Source organism: Acrocarpospora catenulata (assembly GCF_018476525.1).
Taxonomy (GTDB): Bacteria; Actinomycetota; Actinomycetes; order Streptosporangiales; family Streptosporangiaceae; genus Acrocarpospora; species Acrocarpospora catenulata.
In genome coordinates this window covers 70209-91081 of record NZ_JAHCST010000004.1, presented here as the reverse complement: position 1 = coordinate 91081, position 20873 = coordinate 70209, and the positions used below count along the sequence as shown (strand labels likewise).

Sequence of the window (20873 nt, the reverse complement as noted above, 5' to 3'; positions counted from 1 at the left end):
GCGGCGGTCGACCGCCGCTATCGTGCGCGGAGAGACCGCCCCTCCTCCCCGACCCGGACGGAAGGGACGGTTGCGATGGGCGGTGCGGAGGTAGCCCACCCGGCCCGAACGGAGGAACACGATGATGAGCATCTGGTGCCCCACCTGCGCCCTGACGCAGGACCCTCTCGCCTGGTGTTGTGAACGTTGCGGCGGCACGCTTGAGGTGACCGGCCCCACCGTCACGGCCGAGCCCCTTGCCGCTTCCGGGCGCGACGGAGTGTGGAAATATCGCTCATGGCTACCGGATGTCGAGCCCATCACGCTCGGCGAGCCGACCACACCCCTGCTCCGCCAGGACTGGCACGGCCTTGACGTCGTCTTCAAACTGGAGGGCGCGCTGCCCACCGGCTCCTTCAAGGACAGGGGCGTCACCGTCCTGGTCAGCTGGCTGGCACAACACGGCGCGAAAGCCGTGACCATCGACTCCTCGGGCAACGCGGGCGCCGCCCTCGCCGCCTACTCCGCCCGCGCCGGCCTGACCTGCCACGTCTTCGCCCCCGCCACGGCCTCACCCGGCAAACTCCGCCAGATCACCGCGTACGGCGCGGAGCTACACTCCATCCCCGGCACCCGCCAGGACGTCACCGACGCGGCCATGACCCACGCTGAGACCACGGGCGACATCTACGCCTCCCACGCCTGGAGCCCACTCTTCCTCGCCGGCACCCAAACCTTCGCCTTCGAAGCCTGGGAACAACTCGGCCACACGGCCCCCGACGCCGTAGTCCTCCCCGTAGGCGCCGGCACCCTCCTCCTCGGCATCATCCACGGCTACACCGCCCTCCACACCGTCGGCCTGATCCCCCACATCCCCCGCATCTACGGCATCCAGTCCACCGCCTGCGCCCCCCTCGTCACCCCGGGCCCCGACCCCCTCCCCGTCACCCCAGGCCAAACCGCCGCCGAGGGCATCAAAATCGCCACCCCACCCCGGGCCCGAGCCATCATCTCCGCAGTCCAAGCCACCGGCGGCCGCATCATCGCCCTCCCCGACGACGCCCTCTGGCACTCCCACACCACCCTCACCAAATCCGGCATCTACCCCGAACCCACCTCCGCCATCGCCCCCGCCGCCCTACCCCACCTCAACCTCACCGGCACGGTCCTGATCCCCATCACCGCCACCGGCCTCAAATCCCCCGCCTGACAGGTCGAACGACCGGGACTCTATGAGAGGGGTTGGCTTGATCCGCGTAGTGGAGTTCGGCCCGTACACCGTCCAGGACCTCCACGAGCTTCCCGAGGACGGCAAGGGGTTCGAACTTGAGGACGGCTGGCTTGTCGAAGTGGCCACCGACCCCCGCCATCATTGGGTGACCAGAAACCTCTGTCGAACCATCGAGGCCGTGTCTGGAGCTTCCGTGATCGTTTGTGCGGGTGGTGGTTGGGAGATCAGCACCCCCGCCGGCATCCGCAAACCAGACGTCTTCGTCATCCCTCGGGAGGTCGCCCGCGCAGCCATCCTCGATGAATCACCAAAGGTCATTCCTGGTCGAGAGGTCCTCATGGCCGCCGAGGTCGTCTCCCCGGGAAGCAGTAGCGAACGGAACGACCGGGTGCGGAAAGTCGGAGAGTACGCATCAGTCGGCATCTCCCAGTACTGGATCGTGGACCACCAGCCCGAACCCCGAGTCCACATGCTGACCCTGGGCGAACACGGGTACAGCGCAACCCCGCCCGTCCTCGCCGGAACAACGCTCACAGCCGAAATCGACGCTGACAAGCCCTTCACGGTTACGTTCGACCCGGCTGCGCTCCTCGAGTTCTGAGACTTCCGGAATACGGAACGCCTCTGGCGATTCAGGGGTGTGAGGTGTGCGTACCAGCCTGTGTTGATGGCCGCCGTCACCACATAGGTGCAGGCGTCAGTCACGGAAGTAGGAGTTCGAGTTCCAGTTCGTGTCTGATTGGGATGTTGTCGTTGCCCAGTTCCGGGATGGCTGGTTTGAGGTGTCGGGCGGTGGTGACCGCGTCGAGGTGGAGGGCGATGAGGTTCCAGCCCCGGCGTTGGTAGAAGCGGAGGGCGCGGGTGTTGTCGTTGGTGGTGGTGAGCCAGAGGCGGTGGCAGCCGGAGGTGGTGGCGTGGGTGGTTAGGGCGGTCAGGAGAGGGGCGCCGAGGCCGGGGGCATTGAGGACGATGACTTCCCAGTTGGAGCCTGTTGGGTGGTAGATGAGCAGGCCCTTGGGGGTTCCGTCGAGTTCGGCCACGAATCCGGGGAGGGTGGTGGGGTCGTGGAGGACGCCGCGAGAGACGATCTCGAGGGCGCCGAAATCGGCGGTCAGCAGGGCGGCGGCCCATTCAATGTCGGCGGGGGTGAAGGGGCGGATGATGGGGTCCACGTCTTGGATTGTGGTGGGTATCGGAGAGTCTGGCATCTTGTGGGGGGCAGATTGCCGGAAACCCACATTGTCGTGACCTGGGCGTCCTCCCTAACGTCGGCTGCGAGGAGCGACGGAAGGGGCGGCTGTGGGGTTGCGGGCGGGGCGGCGGGATGGGCCGGTTATTGATGTTCACTGTCATCGGGAGTGCGGGCCGGCCGCGGCGTTGATGAAGGAGGCCGAGCGGGCGGCGGGCAAGGTGGCGTTGGGGCATGGGAACGCGACCACGCAGGCGGTGAACCGGCGGCAGTTGGCGGAGATCCGGCCGAAGATGGATCTGCTGGATGTGCGGATCGCGGACATGGACCGGATGGGGGTGGACGTCCAGGCGGTGGCCGTCGCCGTCTATCAGTACTACTACTGGGCGGATCCGGAGCTTGGCGCCAAGGTGTCGCGGGTCGTGAACGAGGAGGTTGTCGAGGCGACGGCGAAGTACCCCGGGCGGTTCCTGCCGTTGGGCACGGTTCCACTTCAGGACACCGATGCCGCTGTCGGGGAACTGCGGTATCTGGCGACTGAGCTGGGCATGCGCGGTATCGAGATCGGCACCCACGTGGAGGGCGAGGAGATTTCGGCGGAGCGCCTGGAGCCGTTCTGGGCCGAGGTGGAGCGGCTGGGCACCGTGGTCGTGATCCACACCCAGGGGCACACACATCCGCAGCGCATGCAGGGGCACAACTTCGTCAACATCATCGGGCATGCTTTCGAGGCCACGCTGGCCACGGCTCATCTGATTTTCGACGGGGTTCTCGAACGCCATCCCGACTTGAAGATCGTGGTGGTGCACGGCGGCGGCTACCTGCCCGCCTACCCGGGCCGTATCGACCACGGTTGGCGTGCTCGCGCCGATGTGAGTGAGAACGTCCCCCGCCCGCCGGGGGAGTACCTGCGGAAGTTCTACTTCGACACGATGGTGTTCGATCCCGCCCAGCTGAAGTTCCTCGTCGACCGCTACGGCGCCGATCATGTGCTCCTCGGCACCGACTATCCGTACGACATGGGCGACGACGACCCACTGGCCCTCATCGGAGCCACCCCCGGCCTGGAACAGTGGCAGATCGACCTGATCAGCGGCGGCAACGCGGCCCGCCTGCTCAGCCTCACCTGAGCCACCCCAACCACCGAAATATCAGGAAATGAGTGAGCTGATGCCGGACAAAGGCATAGGGCTGGCCGTCATCGGATGTGGCACGGTCGGCCGGATCCGGGCGGTGCTGGCCCGGGAGTACCCAGGGGTGACCTGGCTCGGGCTGTGCGACATCGACCCCGACACCCTGAAGAAGCTGGCCACCGACACCCGCGCCGACTACGCGACCACCGACGCGGCCCAACTGCTCGCCCGCCCCGAGGTCACCGCGGTGATCGTGGCCACCGACGAGAGCCGCCACGTCGACCCGATCCTGATGTCAGTGGCCCGCGGTTTCCCCCTGTTCATCGAGAAACCCCTCGCCACCGACCCGGTGGAGTCGGCCAGGGTGCTCGCCGCCATCGAGGAGAGCGGTGTGGACGCCGTGGTCGGCTACACCCAGCGCTTCCGCCGCCGCTTCCTCGCCGTCAAACAACGCCTGCGGGACGGCCAGATCGGCCAGGTCACCTCGGTGGTCACCCGCGCCTTCATGAACCGCATGGTCCCCGACGCCACCCTGGGCAAGACCGACGACACCACCGGCCTCACCCCGATGGTGGTCTCCGGCACCCACAGCCTGGACATGAGCATGTGGCTGCTGGAAGGCCGCACCCCGGTCGAGGTGTACGCCCGCTCCGTCGACGTGGTGCTCGGGCCGTCCGGCACCAAGGACGGCACCTTCGGCATCTTCACGATGGACGACGGAACCCTGTTCAGCATGAACATCAACTGGGCCCTCCCCGCCATCTGGCCAGGCTCGGTGTACGGCCTGGAGATCGGCATCGTCGGCACCACCGGGGTGATCGACATCGAGGACACCCACCGCGACGTCATCGTCGCCTCCGAACACCCCCAGCCCGCCGGTTACCGCAGCCGCGGCTTCGAGGCCCCCGCCCCACGGCACGTCGACTTCGTCGGCAGCTACCCCCCGGGCGACCTGTCGGACGGCCTGCTCTGGGGCCCGATGCGCGAGGAGACCATGTCCTGGTTCAGCCGGATCAGCCTCGGCACCCGTACGCCGCACGCCACCGCCCGCGAAGGCCACGCGAACCTGATGCACACGATGGCGATGGACCTGTCGGCCCGGCGGGGCGCCCCCGTACGCCTGCCGATCACCCCCGAGGAACTCCGCGCCGGCCTGCGGGAGGAGACCCGATGAACGTCGGAATCATCGGCACCGGCTGGTGCGGCGGCATCCGCGCGGTGGGCGCCGCCCGTAGCGCGCTGGTGTCCGAGCTGCACCTGTGCGACATCGACCAGGACCGCCTCCGCGAGGTGGCCGAGCTCACCGACCCGACCAGTATCACCACCGACTGGACGGAGATCGTGGCGAACGACCGCGTGAGCGCGGTCATGATCTCCTCCACCCCCGAGACCCTGCACCACCCGATGGCCAAGGCCGCGCTCGAAGCGGGCAAGCACGTCCTGCTCGAAAAGCCGATGGCACTCACCCTGGACGAGGCCGACGAACTGGTTAACCTGGCCGAAGACGGCGGCCTGAAGTTCACCATCGGCTACTCCCAGCGCTTCAACGCCAAACAGGCGATGATCAAGCGGGCCATCGACGACGGCACCCTCGGCACGGTCACCAGCGTGCTGATCAGCCGCCACATCACCCGCTCGCTGGGCGCGAAGATCAGCTCCAGAACCAAGCTCTCGCCCGCCGCCATGGAGGCCACCCACGACCTGGACTTCGCGTTCTGGTGCCTGCTGCCACGTCGCCCGGTCCGGGTGTACTCGCAGAACGCCTGGGGCGTACGGGCCGCCACTCACGGGGCGCCGGACACCCAGTACCTGATCGTCACCATGGACGACGGCACGGTGGTCACCGTCGGCGCCGGTATGTCGCTGCCGCCCGGCTACCCGAACCAGTCGACCACCTGGCTGGAGGTGCTGGGCACCGAGGGCGCCGTACTGGCCGACGCCAGCCACCGCGACATCGTGCTGAACACCGTGGCGCGCGGCGTGGAGTTCCCGCTCTCCACCATGCCCGGCGAGTACGTCGGCGAGGTGTACGCGGGCCCGATGGAGCGGGAGACCACCCACTTCCTGGAGGCTGTCGCCTACGACCGTCCGGTCATGGTGGACCCGCGGCTGGCTCGGGTGACGATGGAGGTCTACCTGGCCGCCGACCTGTCCGCCGAGCGGAACGAGGCGATCGGCCTGCCCCTCACCGCGGAGCAGGCCGAGGCCGCGTTGAAGATCAGCCGAGCCTGAGCAGCCGCGCGGCGTTGCCGCCGAGCACCAGCCGCCGCGCCTGTTCGTCGAGCCCGACTCGCTCGATGAAGGCGAGCGGGTCCACGGTGCCCATGTCGAACGGGTAGTCGGTGCCGAGCAGCACGTGCTCGGCGCCGAACTCGGCCACCAGATGCCGCACCATGCCCGGATCGAACACGTTCGTGTCGAAGTACAGCTCGCGCAGGTAGTCGCTGGGGGGCCGGTCGATCTGGCCGCGCAGCTCGGGCCGTACGGCGTAGGCGTGGTCGGTGCGGGCGAAGTAGAACGGGAGGTAGCCTCCGCCGTGCACGACGACCATCCGGAAGCCGGGGTGCCGCCGCCACACCCCGCCCAGGATCATCCTGGTCGTGGCCAGCGCCGAGGCCAGCGGCATGCACATGACGTTGACCAGGTAGTAGTCGGTCATCCGCTCGCCGTGCGTGAACCCCTGCGGGTGCATGATGGCCGTCATCTCCAATTCGGCCGCCGCCTCCCACACCACGTCGAACCTGGGGTGGTCGAGGTCCGCCCCCACCACGTCGGCGCTCATCTCGAACCCGTTGAACCCCAGGTCCCGGGCCTCCCGGAGCACCTCGACGGCCAGTTCGGGATGGTTCATCGGCGGGTTGGCGACCGCCGCGAACCGGTCCGGATACCGGGCTACCACCTCGGCGAACCGCTCATGCTGGGTACGGCTGGCCTTCAGCGCCTGCTCTTTGTCCAGCCAGTAGAAGTACTCGGACGGCGGCACCGCGAGCACCTGCAGGTCGACACCCTGCTTGTCCATGTCGGCCAGCCGCGCCTCGGCGTCCTCGAACTGCCGGGTCTGCCGCTCGCTCGCGCGGTACTCCCGGTTGTAGCGCAGGGTCTGCGCCGAGGAGTACCGGACACGCGGCTCGTACTCCGGCCGGTAAAAAGGCCGGGCTATTTCCTCCGCCGCCGGGACGGACAGGTGCGTGTGCACGTCCACCACCCGGTACGGCGGTTTCTCGGCGACGGTCGGTTCAATTACGGGCGCCAGTTCCGGCCACCATTCCTCAGTCATGTCACCTATTCTCCTCACTCCGGCCGGGAGTCGCCATATGCGTTATTCTTTTGATGAATTAATTTCGTTCTGTACGGAATTGTTTTGTGCTGCCGGAATTCGGGACGAGCATGCTTTAATTGCAGCCCAACGACTGGTCGAGGCCGACCTTCGGGGGCGTTCCGGGCATGGGCTGATCAGGGTCGCGCCGTACCTGGAGCGGATCCGAGCCGGCGGGATCGACCGGTACGCCCAGCCGAGGGTCATCCGGGAGACTGCGGCCAGTGCGCACATCGACGGCGGCAACGGGCTCGGCCAGGTGGTCATGACGATGGCCGTGGAACTGGCCGTCGCCAAGGCCGCCGAGGCCGGGATCGCGGTCGTGGGAACCGTCAACTCCAACCACGCTGGGGCCGCCGGGCTCTATCCGGCGATGGCCGCCCGGCACGGCATGGCCGGGATCTATCTGGCGGTCGCCAACGCCAACGGCATGCCGCCATGGGGCGGCACCGACCCGGTGCTGGGCCCCAACCCCATCTCCATCGCGGTCCCCTCCGCCGACGGACCACCATTCCTGCTGGACATCGCCACCACAGCCGCCTCCCACGGCGCGATCAAAGTGGCTCGTCAGGCAGGCCGACCATTGCCGGTCGGTTGGGTAGCCGACCGGGAGGGCGGGCCGATCACCGATCCCGACCGCGCGGACGAAGGCTTCCTTCTGCCCATCGGCGGCTACAAGGGCTCGGGCCTGACCATCGCCGTCGGCCTGCTGGCCGGGGTACTCAACGGCGCGGCCTTCGGCCATGACGTGGTGGACCACCGGACGAACCCATCCACGCCCACCAATACCGGACAGCTCTTCATCGCCCTCCGCGCGGACGCGTTCCGGCCCCTGGAGACCGTCCTCGCCGACGTGGCCGAGCACCTGCGGGCACTGCGAGAGTCGGGCAGCCAGTCAGGCGACCCCCTCCGCCTCCCGGGCGACCAGGCCGCACACCTCGAAGAGGAATATCTCCGAGACAGCCTGCCGATCGCCCCCGCCGTACGGGACGCACTCAACACGGAAGCGGCTCGCGCGAACATTCCCCGCCGCCTCTGAAATAGTTCACCGTGCACGCGGCGATATCCCCACGCCGGGGTTCTCCTTCGCCAACCGAGGCCACGAAACCGCGTCGCCCTATGAAGGGCTCCCTTCTCTGACTTGTGAACGGCTCCCGGAGGTGGCGTTTCCGGGACACCTTTGACGGATCTCTTCTATCAGAAAGGCAAGAAATGCGGCTGGTCACCTTCGACACCGACTCGGGAACGCGTATCGGTGCGTTGCGCGGAAGCGGGGACGTCGTTGATTTCGCGCAGGATCCGGAATTGCCAACCACGATGGAGGATTTCGTCGCGCGGGGCGGGGAAGCGCTGGACCGAGCCGCCCGGCTCCTCACATCGGCGGAGGCGATCCCGGCGGACCGGGTCAGGCTGCGCGCTCCGATCCGCCCCCGCAACAACGTGATGTGCGTCGGCAAGAACTACCTCGACCACGCCAAGGAGTTCGCGGGCAGCGGCTTCGACGCCTCACAACGACAGACCGTGCCAGACCACCCGGTCGTATTTACCAAGGCACTCTCCTCGATCACCGGCCCGAACGACGCCGTCACGGTCTCCGCCGACACCACCGGCACCACCGACTACGAGGGCGAACTCGCCATCGTCATCGGCGAGGGCGGAACGAGCATCCCCGCGGCCGACGCCTGGCGCCACGTGTACGGCTACACGATCATCAACGACCTGACCATCCGCGCCCTACAGAAACGCCACATACAGTTCTTCCTCGGCAAGAGCGCCGCCACCTACTGCCCGATGGGCCCCTACCTGGTCACCCACGACGAGATCCCCGACCCCACCACCCTCTGGCTCCGCACCCGAGTAAACGGCGAACTCCGCCAGGCGGCCCCCCTCGCCGACCTCATCTTCCCCATCCCCACCCTGATCGAGGCCATCTCCACAGCGGTAACCCTCGAACCAGGCGACGTGATCGCCACCGGCACCCCCTCCGGCGTCGGCATCGGCTTCACCCCACCCCGCTTCCTCGCCCCCGGCGACATCATCGAGGTATCCATCGACGGAATCGGTACGCTCACCAACCGCACCGTGTGACGACGAGGGAGGCCGACCAATGACATCCCCCCAGGGCTACGGCCCTGATCACAACTCCCCCTACGGCTACAGCCTGCACCACGTCCAACTGGCGATTCCACCCGGCGCCGAAGACGAATGCCGCGCGTTCTACATCGGCATCCTCGGCCTAACCGAGATCACCAAGCCACCATCCCTGGCGGCCAAGGGCGGTCTATGGGTCCGCGCGGACGCAATCGAGATCCACCTGGGCGTAGAGGAGAACTTCCACCCAGCCAAGAAGGCCCACCCCGGCATCCGGGTCACCGCCCTGGACCAACTCGCCAAACACCTGAACGCCAACGGCGTACCAACCAATTGGGACGACAACTTCCCCGGCCACCGGCGCTTCTACACCTACGACAACGTCGGCAACCGTCTTGAGTTCATCCAGAGGGACACCGACATCCCAGCAGAGTGGTGAGATGACTGACCTGAGCTGAAGCGTCAGAGTGTGATCATCCCGCCCAGACAACGCTGTAGATCATGATCAGCTCGGCCTTCTCATCCACATGGAATGCCCTGACCCCGAAGTCGCCGAAGACCGTTCTCCGAAACGACGGATCATCGGGGTAAACGGCGGTGGCATCCCACGGCTCGTCAATCAGTTCGGCAGTTCTGGCCGCCAATGCCAGGATGGCCTCGAACGGCAGCCCCTTCATCTGGGCCAGCGCGAACGGATGCAACTCGGCGCGGTAGCTTATCTCCGGCGAGCCCGCGCCTGGGCCACCTGCTCCGCCCAGTCGGGGAAAACGTTCTCAGCGGGCGTGCCCGTAGGCATCCGGCCCTCCCGTATCTGCCGCTCCACGTCCTTCACCGCCGGGTCGGTGTCAAGCATCGCTTCCCCCCACCAACGGCGCAGGAGGGACTCTACCTGCTCAAGTGGAGCTGTACCGAGCTCACGATAGAACTCCATACGCCGACTACCAGAAAGCGCAGCGGCGATGCCGTCGGCAGTCCGCGGCACCTGGGGCTGCTTGTAGGCCTCCTCATGGCCAGCCTGAGCGCTCATGCGTTGGATCACCCCCCATCCCCGCGTGCGCGGGGAGACGCAAGATGGAAACTCTCCCCGCGTGCGCGGGGTAATCTCCCAACGCCAAACTATAGGCCACGGCATAGGAATCATCTCCGCGTGCGCGGGGAGCACGACGAGCGGGCGCCGGATCTCGTCGCCACCACCGGACCATCCCCGCGTGCGCGGGGAGCACAAGATCCACTCGGCCGCCGGGACGCTGGCCCGGGGAACATCCCCGCGTGCGCGGGGAGTACAGCGGGGTCAGGCCTTCACGGATCCCGTCCCCGGGACCATCCCCGCGTGCGCGGGGAGCACACCTTCCTTGCCCGTTGGGTGAAGTCCTGCCGGGGACCATCCCCGCGTGCGCGGGGAGCACCCCTTCGCCCCGAATATCCGCAGCCCGTTTCAGGGACCATCCCCGCGTGCGCGGGGAGCGCGCGGCGGCGGTCACCGCCCACCGGCTGGACGAGGGACCATCCCCGCGTGCGCGGGGAGCGCGTGCCAAGAATGTCTCTGGGTCGGCGGCGATCAGGACCATCCCCGCGTGCGCGGGGAGCGCTGGGGTCCGTAATGCCGGGTGCAAGACTCTCGGGGACCATCCCCGCGTGCGCGGGGAGCGCACTTGCTGACCTGGGGAGTTAGTTGGCGAGGTGGTGGAAATTTATTAACTTTGAAGAGTTGGGCATTTCGGACCTTGGGGAGGTGGCGTGGGCATGTTGATGGTAGGGCAGGGCATGCGGCCGCGCTGGGAAGTGGATCTTTTTCGTGGGGATTCGACGAGGTTTGACTGTCGGCGGACACGTGGCTTCTTCTTGGAGGCTGCCTTGAATCGCCCCGCCAGCAGCCACCCAGTCATCCGTCGATCGCCCGCGCCCCGGTGCCGCCGTCCTTCGGCACCTGCCCGCCGCGTGCGTTTCACATAATGTGCCGCCGTGTGGTGTCCGCACCCGGGCCAGCACGACCGCAGCACGATGACGCCCTGTGAGGTCGTGTATCTCAAGTATTCCTTGATCTCCCCGCAGTTCTTCACCCCCTCGGCTCTTGCCGACCGGGATTGATCGCGATCAAATGGGGATATCTGGCCGTCTGCGGGGAACCTGCTGGCCGTCGGTGGAGTCGTACCTGGCCGCCGTCACCTGTGATCAACCAGATACTCAAGCCGCGCCCGCGTCCGAAATGTCCACTTCTCAGTTAATAGATTTCCGCTTCCTCGATGCCTAGCTTCCCACGTCAGCGAGTGTGCTCCCCGCGCACGCGGGGATGGTCCCGCGGCCGTGGACGCGATCTCGGCGCTGGTGAAGTGCTCCCCGCGCACGCGGGGATGGTCCGGCCTTCTCCAGCACAGGGAGATCACCAGGCAGGTGCTCCCCGCGCACGCGGGGATGGTCCCAGCCAGGCCGTGATCTGGGTGAGGTTCGGGCCGTGCTCCCCGCGCACGCGGGGATGGTCCCCCGCTCTATGCGGGAACCCCCGCCGGTCCTGTCACGGTCCGGCGGGGGCTTCCGCTTTCACTCCCCCTGCTTGCCCTTCCTGACGGGGGCTCCTCCTCGTTCAGACGGTGAGGGCGCGTAATTCCCGGGTGGCGGGCACCGTACGAGCGCTTTCAGGTAGGGCTTGGATGATCTGGCCCATGATCCGGCGGCGTGAGGCTCCCAGTGGTTGTTCCTCGGCGGCGGTGGAGGCGATGTCGAGGCTTGTGGTGATGTCCCGGTCATGTACGAGGGCGAGCGCCTGCATCAGCTTGAGTTCGGTTACATCTGCGCGGAGGGTGACAGGGCAGAGGGCCAGGGCGCGCTCAAGGGCCTGTGATGCCTCGGCCGTGTCCCCCATGAGGGCTGACGGGTACGCCTGGCTCCAATGCATGCGTCGCTCTGAGAAGCTCCACAGCGGTGATCCCCTGTCGGGGTCGGGTAGTGCTTCGTATGTCCGGTCAAGGTCGTGCTGTGCGGAGCGGGCTTGGGCGGCGTCGCCTTCGGAGGCTGCCGCGATGGCCTTGGCGCTGTAGGCGCGGGCAAGACTGGTACTCGGCGCGCCGCCGGAGATCTCAATGGCTTCATCTGCCAGCCGGCTGACGGTCGGGGCGGGACGTCCGGCCCAGAATGCATAGGTCGATTCGCGAGCGCGTACCCAGACACGCAGGTCGCGGTCGTTCGTCTCGTCGGCGGTACGGCGGGCGAGCCGCCAGGACCTCAGTGCGGCGTTTCTCTCGCCTATGTCGCTGAACTCCATCGCCAGTATCGCCGAGAGCTGTGAGCTGATTCGCAACAGCCCGGCGCGCGTGAAGGAAGTCTGGCTTGTGCCGAGCAGCCGGGAGACCTCTACCAGGTCGTTGGCGGCGGCGCTGATGAGACTGCCGGGTGGGCGGGTGACGTATTGGCACCCGTACTCGAAGACCAGTTCCTCCCAGTGCGCCAGCTCGGTGTTCTCGTGCTGGCCAAGGGCGCTTTCCGCCCGGGAGAGGATGGTTTCCACGGTGCCTGCCGGGACGACGGCCCCGGTGGACAGGGCGGCGAAAAGCTGGAGTAGGGCGCGGCGTTCCATGTCCTCGTCCTTGCCTTGAGCGTGGAATGCCAGGTCGGGCATGCTCTCGTGGTCGAGTCGGGTGATGGCGGTGTGGAGAGCCGTCAGCTGACCGTTGGCGGTGTAGATGCGGTCGAGTTGGTCGATGACGTGGCGTGGTGCTGGTCGTTGCCCGCGTTCCATCTTGGCGAGGTGGGAGTGGTCGATCGGGACGTCGGGGGCCACCTGCCGGAGTGACATCTGGCGGTTCTCGCGCCACCAGCGCAGGGCGTAGGCGATCAGGTGAGCGGGGAAGGCGTTCCGGTGGGGCGGCGTTCCGGTGGTCATCTGTTCCTCGTGGGGCTGTCGAGCGGTCGCGGTGCGGTCGTGGTGCTCGTGACCCCGCCTGGTGACTTACCAGATACCTGGGCGGTTTCCGCCATTGCATCACAGGAAGGCTGTCCGGCCACCGGGTGATCGTGGTCAATGTGTGGTCACTTTGCCCACGCCAGGGTGTGGATACCGGGCCGGGCTGTGGGGGCTGGGCGGGGAGAGGGACCGCGCAGTTCATTAGCGGTCGGGCCGTTGTTGTGGTCGTTGTCTGACTGGTGTCCGTGGTCATGCCGTTGCCGCGATGGCCACATTAAGTGACTTGTCAGGCATTTTGGGTGACTTCAACTATTGCACCACGACAGAGGGCTGATGCCCGGAAGTGGTGCGGGTCCCGCTGGTGCCGTGACGCCCAGGTGACCCCTCGAACGCTGGTGGAGGTGCGGAGCCGTGTTGGAGTTGAGGCGGCGGCGGGGTTGTCGCGGGCGGGACGCCCGTCGAGAAGGGCGGCCGGAAAAGGTGGTGTCGCTCCGGGAGGAGTTGCGGCGGGAGCGGTTCGATCTCCTGGCGCGGCTGGCGTTCGCGCTCCAGGGGGGCGGGGTGGCGTGCACGCCGCGGGTGCCGGGCCGGCGCGGGGAGTACCCGGTTCTGGAGCTGCCTGGAGGTTACCGCAGGGTGGTGCTGGTCGGGGCGTGTAAGGACAGCGGGGGCTGGCGGTACACCGTGGGCGTCCACGCGCCGGGGTTGCGGGCTGTGAAGTCCGGGAGCGTGGCGGTTCAGGTTCCCGACCCAGTGGGCCGGATTCTGCGGGCGGTGGCGCAGTGAGGGTCATGCGGGTGATGGGGTCGTTCGTGCTGCCGGGTGAGGCGCTCTCGGTCCCGTTCGGGCGGGCCCTGGTGGCGGTGCTGCTGGAACGGGAGGGCTTCGGCGAGTCGCCGGATGTGCTGCTGGTGGTCACGGAGCTGCTGACCAACGCGCTGGGGCATTCCCGGTCGGGGTTGCCGGGGGGCAGGGTGAGCCTGGCGGTGGCCGACTGCGGGGGCCGGGTGGTGCGGGTGGAGGTGACCGACGAGGGGTCGGAGGCGAGCATCCCCCGGGTCCGGGAGGTCCCCGGTGGGGATCAGGTACCCGGGGATGGGGATGGGGTGCCTGCGGCCGGTGGGCTGGGGCTGCTCTTGGTGGAGCGGATCGCTCGTGGCTGGGGCTGGCAGGACAAGGCGCCCGAGCGGATGGTGTGGTGTGAGGTGGCGTTGTGACGGCGCGGGCGCGGGGCGGGCAGCCGTGGGACCGGGCCGTTGACGTGCTGGCCGCGCGCATCCTCGGCGGTGAGCCGGCGGAGGGTGCGCCACCGCCCGATGTGGCGGAGTTCACGGAGGAGTTCGGTCTGACGCTGGAGCAGGGGTATTGGGTGTGGCGTCAGCTGCGCAAGCGCCGGTTGCTCCGCCTTCATCCGAGACACGGTCTGGTGGTGGGGCCGCCCGGTGATGGGCCGTTGTCGGGGTTGTCGGCGCGTAAGGAGGGCATGGTGGCCCGGGTCGCGTCGGATCTGGCCGAGTGCATCCGGGTGGGGAGGATCGCCCCTCACGAGCCGGTGGGAACTGTGCGGGAGCTGCGGACCCGCTACAGCATCTCCGCCGAGATGGCCGGTTTCGTGCTGGATCGGGTGGAGTATCACGGCTGGGCCTACAGCGTTCCCGGCGGGAGGACGTTCGCCGCGCCGCCGCGGGAGTGGCCCGCCGGGGGTGACGGCCTGCTGCCGCACGTGGCAGCCGGTGGGGCCGGCGCGGTGGACCGGCACAGCCCGATTCCCTTGTACGTGCAGGTGGCCGATCGGGTGGCGGACCGGATGAGGCGGCGGGAACTACGCGCGGGGGATCCGGTCCCGGGTGAGGTCGTCTTGTCACGGGAGTACGGGATCTCGCCGAACCTGGCGCGCAGGGTTCATCGGGAGCTGCGGGAGCGCGGGCTGGCGGTGCGGGTGGCGGGGCGGCGGAACTTCGCCGGGTGGGGAAGCCCGGCCACGCGGGAGGCGATGCCGGTGTATCGGGTGATCGCCTGCGATCTGGCGTGGGAGATCGGTCAGGGGTGGATCGCGCCGGGTCGGGTGATTCCCAGTCCGCATGCGCTCGGCCGCCGGTACGGGGTGTCAGGGCTTACGGTGCGGGCGGCGGCGCGGCTGCTCGTGGAGGCGGGCTGGGCGAGGTCGTACGGGAACAGAGGGATCGGCGTCCTGCCCGCCGATGAATGGCCGTCGCCGGAGCTGTGGGATGAGTCCCTTTCCGATGGTCGGGATCGGGGTTTAGAAGCTGGCGTCGGCGCAGACTGAGCGAGGCAGAGTCAGCGCCAACGGGACCATCCCTGCGTCCGCGGGGAGCACCGGATGGCCCTGCTGGGCGGCCGTGATGAGGACGGACCATCCCCGCGTGCGCGGGGAGCACCGCCCCATGTTCCAGGTGGTGGTGCCGTCGGCGGGACCATCCCCGCGTGCACGGGGAGCACGGATGCCCAGCGGGCGCGGAGCTCGGCGAGAGGGGACCATCCCCGCGTGCGCGGGGAGCACCAGATCATCAAGCAGAAAGACTGGGACGCCGCGGGACCATCCCCGCGTGCGCGGGGAGCACACCCTGCCGCCATCACTCTGCCAGACACGCCAGGGACCATCCCCGCGTGCGCGGGGAGCACACCCCCGCGAATTGGGATCATCACAGACCGCCGGGACCATCCCCGCGTGCGCGGGGAGCACACTGCCTGACCTGCATTGTTCTCGGGTGAAGGTGGCGATTTTGAGTAGCTTTGAAGAGTTGGACATTTCGGGCGGCCTCTGGCTGGTTCGTTCCGAACCCCGCGTCGTGTGAACGGTACCTTCGGCAGGACTCCTCATGCATGGATGACCCAAATGAGATTCAGGATCGATTGAAGCTATTGTTCAGCCTGATCGCGTGTCCCCTCCAATCAGAGGGAAGGGGTGCCGCGCGGGGGTGCGAGGCTGAATAGACCGCAGCCGTAGGATTTGGCGCGTCCGATTCCGTTGATCAGTGATGATGTGAAGGCGGCAGGGTCAGTGATCACCAGGTGGCCGTCGTAGCGGACGGGGTCGATGGTGATATGACGTGGCTCTCGTCTCTTTCCGACCAGTTTAGGGCTCGGGCTTGTGGCCACGTCGGGCGTGCCCTGTCGGCTGGCCGGGATGACGAAGCCGTGTTGTTCGCCCTTGCCGATGAGCCATTCGATCTGCTCGGCGGGACGGCGGAGGGGGACACGCTTGCGTCGGGCGCTGTCGTCGTCGGCCCGAATGCAGCGGGTTGGATTGGCTGTGAGCCGGAACGCGAATCTCCTGCCTGGCTGGATCGCGTCCAGCACGGGCTGAAGGGAACGGACCTCTGGCGGCTTCAGGAGCAGGTCGTCGGGGAGCCGGCTCCAATCGGGGGCGGTGTGGCTTTGGATGTACTGAACGACCTGTCCTCCAGGAGGGGCGTCGATGCGCCAAAGGACGCCATGCGTGCGGCGATATGTTGTGGTGGGCGGCAGTTCGGGGTAGGCGGACATCACCGTTCTGTGCATGTCGTGGACATCGGCGACGTCACGCAGGAAGGCCGCAGATCGGTGATTGACCGTGAGCTTGGTCAGAAACATAGTCTTTCTCCCGCGAGGATCATGTCGTCGGTCAGCGGGACGTCGTCCGTTCGGACGGTGCGGGATGCGAAGCGCCGGTTGCCGTCGGCGAAGCTGAGTGGCTGATCGTGACGGACCTGCGCGTCAACCAGGTGAGGCAGGCACTCCACGACGGTGCGGAGACGAGGGCGCTCCGCTTGGCGCTTCATACGGGCGCGTGTTCGCGGAGAGGCCTCCAACCAGCCGTGCTCGGCTAGCACCTTCTCCGCGCTCCGGTTGGCAGGGCTCTCCCCGGGAGGGAGAAGCGGGCGGGCGGGGACGTACGCCTTGCGGCCGAAGGACAGACGCCAGTGGGGGCGTTGTATGGCTGTGGACACTCTGGCGAGCAGGTTTCCGTCGCCTTCCAGCACCACGAGGAAGAGAGCATCGGCCAGGTAGTAACGCTCGCTCACGACGGTGCGGTGCCCGGTGCCCTGTGTGGTGGGCACGTTCTGGGTGATGTGGTAGTCGCGTTCCATGACGCCTTCGCGGTCCACTCGTACGGCCAGGCGGAGGCGCGCGATCTCGGCGAGGGCCGCGTCGTCGTTCCGGTCGATGCCCATCGCGGCAGCGAGCAGACCCACGACCCCTGATTTCGTGGGCTCCGTCATTGTGTCGCGAATGATCCCGCGCGACCTGATCCCCCATGACTGCATCGGTGCGTCGAAGCACAGCGCGAGGGACATCACGGTGTCGGAGGTCACCAGTTGTACTCTCCAGCGTCGAGGACGGCGCTTGTGAACTCGCCGAGGCTGGTTGCGGTCCGCACACCTTCGGCGGAGGGGATCTCTCCGGATACTGAGGCGGCGACCGCGATGCGAATCTGGTCTGCGCCGTAGAAGCCGCGAAGCTTGCCGAAGTGCTCGACGAGTCGCTTGGTCGAGCCTTCCATGATGTCGGTGTGGGTAACCGGCTTCAGGAAGGCGTTGGCGAGGTTCCACGCCCCCCGCTCTCGCACCACACCGAGCAGGGTGTCGGGCATGGTCCGAGCCGCCGTCGAGTTCTGCTTGCCGCCGGGGACGGCGTTGATGAACGCGAGCAGCCAGGCGCGCGCCGTGCGTTCGACCAGATCGACGTCGCCCTGGAGGTTCTTCGCCAGTTGCGTTAGGTCGACGTTCGCGTAGCGGTAGTAGCAGGCGGCGTTGTAGTCGATGGTGCCGAGCATGTCGGCCCCGGATTCGTCCTCGGGTTTCAGGTCGTCGACCGCGGTGTAGAAGTCGAACTCCGTGGTGACCACGTGCGTGGAGATCGCGTGAGCGACCTGGGAGGCCGCGTTGACGTTGAGGTCCTTGTTGTCGGCGATCATTCGTCCGAACAGCGCGATATCGGCTGCTCTGCTGGCATCGAGGATCTGACGCACCTCGACCAGGGCCGCCCTGTCCGGCTTGATCTTCGCCTGCTGTCCGGCCGTCTTGGCCGAGGCGAGCTTCTTGAGGGCGTCCCACTCATTGAGACAGTAGTCCGTCAGGCGATCTATCGACTCGCGGCCAACGAACAACAAGTACTCAGTGAGCCCTTTGCTGGCGTCGAGACCGAAGCCGAGTTGCTGTAGGGCCGCCATGGCGACCGCCCGTGCCCACTCCGGGTCATCACTTTTGCTCTGCAGGCCTTCTACCACGTTGTCGAGTAGCCGCTTGGTGCGTATCCCCACCTCGGAGCTGTCCAGTCCGTACTCCTCAAACAGCAATCTGGCTGCCCGCTTGAGACTCTGGCTGGAGATGCGCCCGCGCATGTAGCCGCCGAACGTGGCCGTCTTGGGCTGGCCGACATCGTCGCGGTTGAGGTTGCTGACGGGAAAGGACTGGAGAAGGTGTAGTTCGATAATCATTCGGTCTCCGAAAGGTCGGTGGCATCCGCGTCATCAGAGGACGCGGCCGTGGTCGGCAGGTAGTACTCCTGGGCCCATCTGAGACGGACTCTGCTCGCCACATCACCGCGATGGTCCTCGCCGAGCAGTACGACGAGATCGTCGAGGAGTTGCCGGTAGTGCACGGGAACGTCGTGAGCGGAGAGTAAGCGGACCGCTTGACGCACATGGTGGGGAAGGGAGTGCCCGTCCTTGGCGAGAAGGACGGTGAGTCGGCGGTCGACCGCGGGGCTGTCCAGCTTCTTCCGCAGTTTGCCCAACGACGCGCCGAACGAGTGGGCGCCCCCGCTGTCCTTCCAGATCAGCGGATGCAACGCGAACAGGCCGCCCACCAGTAGCCATACCTCTGCCTCGTTTTGCCGGAGTGGCGGGGCGTGCTGGAAGACGATCTCGTATGCCTGGTACTGCCTACCTTCGACGAAACTGTGCCGTAACTGGGCGAGAGTCCGGCGCGCATCGGCGACCTGGTGGGGCTTGTCCGATTGCAAGGCACGCTGCAAACCATGCAGGTAGTTGATGTACTTGACACGCCCAAGCGGGTCAGACATTCATGTCCCTCCGTTCCGTGACGTAGGCGGGCGTCTGGGCGTGGAATCGGCGTTCCATCATTTGGAGCCGGTCGCGGAATGCGCCGTAGTGCTTTCCGAGGGCGGCCATGACACGTCCCTCTGCGGGAGAACCGGCGACCCAGCGGTCCGCGGCCGAGAGGGCGAGTCGTGTCACCTGCCGTCCCCAGTTCTGCGTGGCGGGCGCCTCGGAGTGGTCCTCGCCGCGGGCACGGCCGAGACTCCGTAGAAAGATTCCGAAGGGGCGGGAAAGGTGCGGCCAGTAGTAGTGGTCAATGTCCGGCGTCGTCCCGTCTCGGAACTCCCGGCGATAGTCGGCCTGCAATGCCCGCAGCGCGGAGCCCGCCTCGTCGGCGAGAGTGATCGCGCAACCGACGAGCGCGCCTATCCGTTCGTCCTGTGCCCGGAGCAGCGGGACCGGCGCGGGAACCTCCTCCTCCAGCCATGCTTCGACAACCGAGGCCTTGGAATCGAGACGCTGCCCGAAGACGCGCAATGTGTAGACGACGTCGAGCGGGATGAGTTCGCGTTCGGCTAGCTCGGCTATGTGGTCCAGAGCGGCGGGGCGCTGCCGGTTCCTGCCCTCTTGCCAGAGGTCGGTGAGCAGGAGTTCCACGCTGTGGCGCCAGATACCGCGCAGATGATGCAGTCTGACGGGGAGCAGTGCCACATCCCGCTTGTAGCGACCCTTGGTATCCCGGGGCCGCCGGAAGGCCGCCATCTTCTCCTCATCGGGCAGGCTCACGTCGAGTCGCGTGCCGGGAGTGATGGCCACGCCGCTCACCATGGTGTTCTCGCCTGTCCCTGTCGTGGACAGCAGGACCCGTCTCGACGGCCAGGTGAGGAGATCGGTCCACCCTCGTGCCGGACGCTTGCCCGGCCTCGGCGACGGACCGGTGTCCTCCTCCCACGCTGGTCGATCTTCAGGAGTGGTCATGGCCGGCTTCTCGTGGTCCGGCTGGTAGACGAGAGCGTTCAGAAGGAGGGTCTCCTTGAGGTTGCCGCCCTCCACCAACACGACGCCGAACAAATTACAGGGTGCTCGCTCCGAGGACTTGTCCTTCTCGTACGGGGTCTTCATGCCTCCCGGGTCGAAGCTCTGCAGCGTGACGAGCCAGCGGGCCGCCTCCGCCGGAGAGAGCGCCACCCGATCAGTGGCCGTGGTGTGGTCGAAGAGCGTCACATTGTTTCCGACCGAGCGGTAGGGCACGAGTTTGGCCGCGGTGGAGGGCGGGACGGACGACAATTCCGCGCACTGCATGAACGGCAGCTTCGGGTGAAACAGATTGAACCGGTGCCGGTGGCGCTCCACGTAGGCGGTCAACTCCCGGGTGGGTAGTTGTTCGGCCTGCCAGAGCGTCCCCCACGCAGCCTCGCTGGCCGGGCCGTACACACGGTGAAAGATCGCCAGGAGGAGCCGGTGCAATGCCGCGGTCATGCTCGGCGTCTCAGCCGCGACCCGCCGAATCATGTGCGCCTTTCCGAAGACGTCCACGAGCCCTTGGAGTTGGAGGCGGCCCTGGTTGTCGACGATCGGAATCCACGGTCGGGTGAACAGGTCGAAGGATGCCACCTTGGCAGGAGAACGCTCCTCCGCGACCGCTTCCCCGGGTTCTGCCGACCGGAGGCCAGGTGCTTCCCCCTGCCTTTCCTCGACTTGCAGGCCAAGGCGCTCGTCATAGCTGAGCACGTACCTGCCGATGTTGCAGCGACCTTCCGCGAACACGAGACATCGGTGCCGGCGGAGCCAGGGAGAGCCTCGGAAGTGGCGCGGCACCGGTGTCGCGCCGATGGCTTCCACGACCTCGGAGGATATGTCGCCCGAGGCGGTGAGCCGGACCGACGCGTCAAGCAGAGCGGTCAGGCGGTCCTGATCAGGAGGGGTGGGGTCGGTCAGGTCGACGGAACGGTTCCCGCCGACCGGGACGGTCCGACCATCAAGGTCGGTTCTGAACAGGATGACATGGAGAGAAGTGACGTCGTCCACCGCG

21 protein-coding genes and 1 CRISPR repeat array are annotated in these 20873 nt (G+C 67.2%); of the genes, 11 read left to right on the top strand and 10 right to left on the bottom strand.

Translation table 11 applies throughout. The features are described 5' to 3' along the window. Nucleotides 1-121: 121 nt before the first annotated feature. Both KIP79_RS05635 and KIP79_RS05630 read left to right on the top strand, forming a co-directional pair. On the top strand, nucleotides 122-1189 hold the full coding sequence (locus KIP79_RS05635) for a pyridoxal-phosphate dependent enzyme (protein ID WP_214103583.1): 1068 nt from the start codon (nucleotides 122-124) through the stop codon (nucleotides 1187-1189). Nucleotides 1190-1226: 37 nt separating this feature from the next. Further along, entirely contained in the window at nucleotides 1227-1811 is a 585-nt protein-coding gene (locus KIP79_RS05630; protein ID WP_250212722.1) for a Uma2 family endonuclease, read from the top strand. A gap of 100 nt (nucleotides 1812-1911) precedes the next feature. On the opposite strand, the gene KIP79_RS05625 is transcribed toward KIP79_RS05630, so the two are convergent. Next, entirely contained in the window at nucleotides 1912-2382 is a 471-nt protein-coding gene (locus tag KIP79_RS05625) for a GNAT family N-acetyltransferase (RefSeq protein WP_214103581.1), read from the bottom strand. Between the two features lie 127 nt (nucleotides 2383-2509). Between KIP79_RS05625 and KIP79_RS05620 the strand changes: the two genes are divergently transcribed. The 3 genes from KIP79_RS05620 to KIP79_RS05610 are packed head-to-tail and all read left to right on the top strand — an operon-like array spanning nucleotide 2510 to nucleotide 5764. After that, entirely contained in the window at nucleotides 2510-3529 is a 1020-nt protein-coding gene (locus KIP79_RS05620; RefSeq protein ID WP_214103580.1) for an amidohydrolase family protein, read from the top strand. A gap of 28 nt (nucleotides 3530-3557) precedes the next feature. Then, the gene (locus KIP79_RS05615; RefSeq protein WP_214103579.1) at nucleotides 3558-4706 is read left to right on the top strand and encodes a Gfo/Idh/MocA family protein; all 1149 of its coding nucleotides are present in this window, start codon (nucleotides 3558-3560) and stop codon (nucleotides 4704-4706) included. Then, nucleotides 4703-5764 carry a Gfo/Idh/MocA family protein gene (locus KIP79_RS05610; RefSeq protein ID WP_214103578.1) on the top strand — a complete coding sequence of 354 codons (1062 nt, stop codon included), beginning with the start codon at nucleotides 4703-4705 and terminating at the stop codon, nucleotides 5762-5764. The genes KIP79_RS05615 and KIP79_RS05610 overlap by 4 nt, the downstream gene beginning before the upstream one ends. Here KIP79_RS05610 and KIP79_RS05605 read toward each other — a convergent pair. Next, nucleotides 5751-6809 carry an amidohydrolase family protein gene (locus KIP79_RS05605; protein WP_214103577.1) on the bottom strand — a complete coding sequence of 353 codons (1059 nt, stop codon included), beginning with the start codon at nucleotides 6807-6809 and terminating at the stop codon, nucleotides 5751-5753. The genes KIP79_RS05610 and KIP79_RS05605 overlap by 14 nt on opposite strands. On the opposite strand from KIP79_RS05605, the gene KIP79_RS05600 reads away from it, so the two are divergent. The 3 genes from KIP79_RS05600 to KIP79_RS05590 all read left to right on the top strand — a co-directional run bounded on the left by KIP79_RS05600 (nucleotide 6808) and on the right by KIP79_RS05590 (nucleotide 9378). Then, complete coding sequence (locus KIP79_RS05600) at nucleotides 6808-7887, top strand: Ldh family oxidoreductase (protein WP_308169581.1); 1080 nt, start codon at nucleotides 6808-6810, stop codon at nucleotides 7885-7887. The genes KIP79_RS05605 and KIP79_RS05600 overlap by 2 nt on opposite strands. Before the next feature lie 266 nt (nucleotides 7888-8153). After that, a complete protein-coding gene (locus tag KIP79_RS05595) occupies nucleotides 8154-8936 on the top strand; it encodes a fumarylacetoacetate hydrolase family protein (RefSeq protein ID WP_214103575.1) in 783 nt (260 codons plus the stop codon). 19 nt (nucleotides 8937-8955) lie between these two features. After that, nucleotides 8956-9378 (top strand): VOC family protein, encoded by a 423-nt coding sequence (locus KIP79_RS05590; RefSeq protein WP_214103574.1) that lies wholly within the window; start codon nucleotides 8956-8958, stop codon nucleotides 9376-9378. 34 nt (nucleotides 9379-9412) lie between these two features. Here KIP79_RS05590 and KIP79_RS05585 read toward each other — a convergent pair whose 3' ends face one another. The 3 genes from KIP79_RS05585 to KIP79_RS05575 all read right to left on the bottom strand — a co-directional run bounded on the left by KIP79_RS05585 (nucleotide 9413) and on the right by KIP79_RS05575 (nucleotide 12816). Then, nucleotides 9413-9640: a hypothetical protein gene (locus KIP79_RS05585; protein ID WP_214103573.1), complete on the bottom strand. Its 228-nt coding sequence runs from the start codon at nucleotides 9638-9640 to the stop codon at nucleotides 9413-9415. A gap of 14 nt (nucleotides 9641-9654) precedes the next feature. Then, a complete protein-coding gene (locus KIP79_RS05580; protein ID WP_214103572.1) occupies nucleotides 9655-9792 on the bottom strand; it encodes a hypothetical protein in 138 nt (45 codons plus the stop codon). A gap of 1728 nt (nucleotides 9793-11520) precedes the next feature. After that, nucleotides 11521-12816, bottom strand: coding sequence for a helix-turn-helix domain-containing protein (locus tag KIP79_RS05575; RefSeq protein ID WP_214103571.1), 1296 nt, complete (start codon nucleotides 12814-12816; stop codon nucleotides 11521-11523). Between the two features lie 432 nt (nucleotides 12817-13248). Between KIP79_RS05575 and KIP79_RS05570 the strand changes: the two genes are divergently transcribed. The 3 genes from KIP79_RS05570 to KIP79_RS49215 are packed head-to-tail and all read left to right on the top strand — an operon-like array spanning nucleotide 13249 to nucleotide 15124. Beyond that, nucleotides 13249-13623 (top strand): hypothetical protein, encoded by a 375-nt coding sequence (locus KIP79_RS05570; RefSeq protein ID WP_214103570.1) that lies wholly within the window; start codon nucleotides 13249-13251, stop codon nucleotides 13621-13623. Between the two features lie 5 nt (nucleotides 13624-13628). Continuing rightward, on the top strand, nucleotides 13629-14054 hold the full coding sequence (locus KIP79_RS05565) for an ATP-binding protein (RefSeq protein ID WP_214103754.1): 426 nt from the start codon (nucleotides 13629-13631) through the stop codon (nucleotides 14052-14054). Further along, nucleotides 14051-15124: a GntR family transcriptional regulator gene (locus KIP79_RS49215; RefSeq protein WP_214103569.1), complete on the top strand. Its 1074-nt coding sequence runs from the start codon at nucleotides 14051-14053 to the stop codon at nucleotides 15122-15124. Before KIP79_RS05565 ends, KIP79_RS49215 begins: the two co-directional genes overlap by 4 nt. 22 nt (nucleotides 15125-15146) lie before the next feature. Beyond that, nucleotides 15147-15541: a CRISPR direct-repeat array (repeat unit 29 nt; unit sequence GGGACCATCCCCGCGTGCGCGGGGAGCAC). Between the two features lie 209 nt (nucleotides 15542-15750). On the opposite strand, the gene cas6e is transcribed toward KIP79_RS49215, so the two are convergent. From cas6e to casA, 5 genes are read right to left on the bottom strand one after another with little or no spacing between them, the layout of a single operon-like run. Beyond that, complete coding sequence (gene cas6e, locus KIP79_RS05555; RefSeq protein WP_214103568.1) at nucleotides 15751-16431, bottom strand: type I-E CRISPR-associated protein Cas6/Cse3/CasE; 681 nt, start codon at nucleotides 16429-16431, stop codon at nucleotides 15751-15753. Beyond that, on the bottom strand, nucleotides 16422-17135 hold the full coding sequence (gene cas5e / locus KIP79_RS05550) for a type I-E CRISPR-associated protein Cas5/CasD (RefSeq protein ID WP_214103753.1): 714 nt from the start codon (nucleotides 17133-17135) through the stop codon (nucleotides 16422-16424). The genes cas6e and cas5e overlap by 10 nt, the downstream gene beginning before the upstream one ends. Nucleotides 17136-17149: 14 nt before the next feature. Continuing rightward, nucleotides 17150-18277, bottom strand: a complete 1128-nt coding sequence (gene cas7e / locus KIP79_RS05545; protein WP_214103567.1) for a type I-E CRISPR-associated protein Cas7/Cse4/CasC — start codon at nucleotides 18275-18277, stop codon at nucleotides 17150-17152. Further along, on the bottom strand, nucleotides 18274-18864 hold the full coding sequence (casB, locus tag KIP79_RS05540; protein ID WP_214103566.1) for a type I-E CRISPR-associated protein Cse2/CasB: 591 nt from the start codon (nucleotides 18862-18864) through the stop codon (nucleotides 18274-18276). The genes cas7e and casB overlap by 4 nt, the downstream gene beginning before the upstream one ends. Beyond that, nucleotides 18857-20869 (bottom strand): type I-E CRISPR-associated protein Cse1/CasA, encoded by a 2013-nt coding sequence (gene casA, locus KIP79_RS05535; protein WP_214103565.1) that lies wholly within the window; start codon nucleotides 20867-20869, stop codon nucleotides 18857-18859. The genes casB and casA overlap by 8 nt, the downstream gene beginning before the upstream one ends. Between the last annotated feature and the right edge of the window lie 4 nt (nucleotides 20870-20873).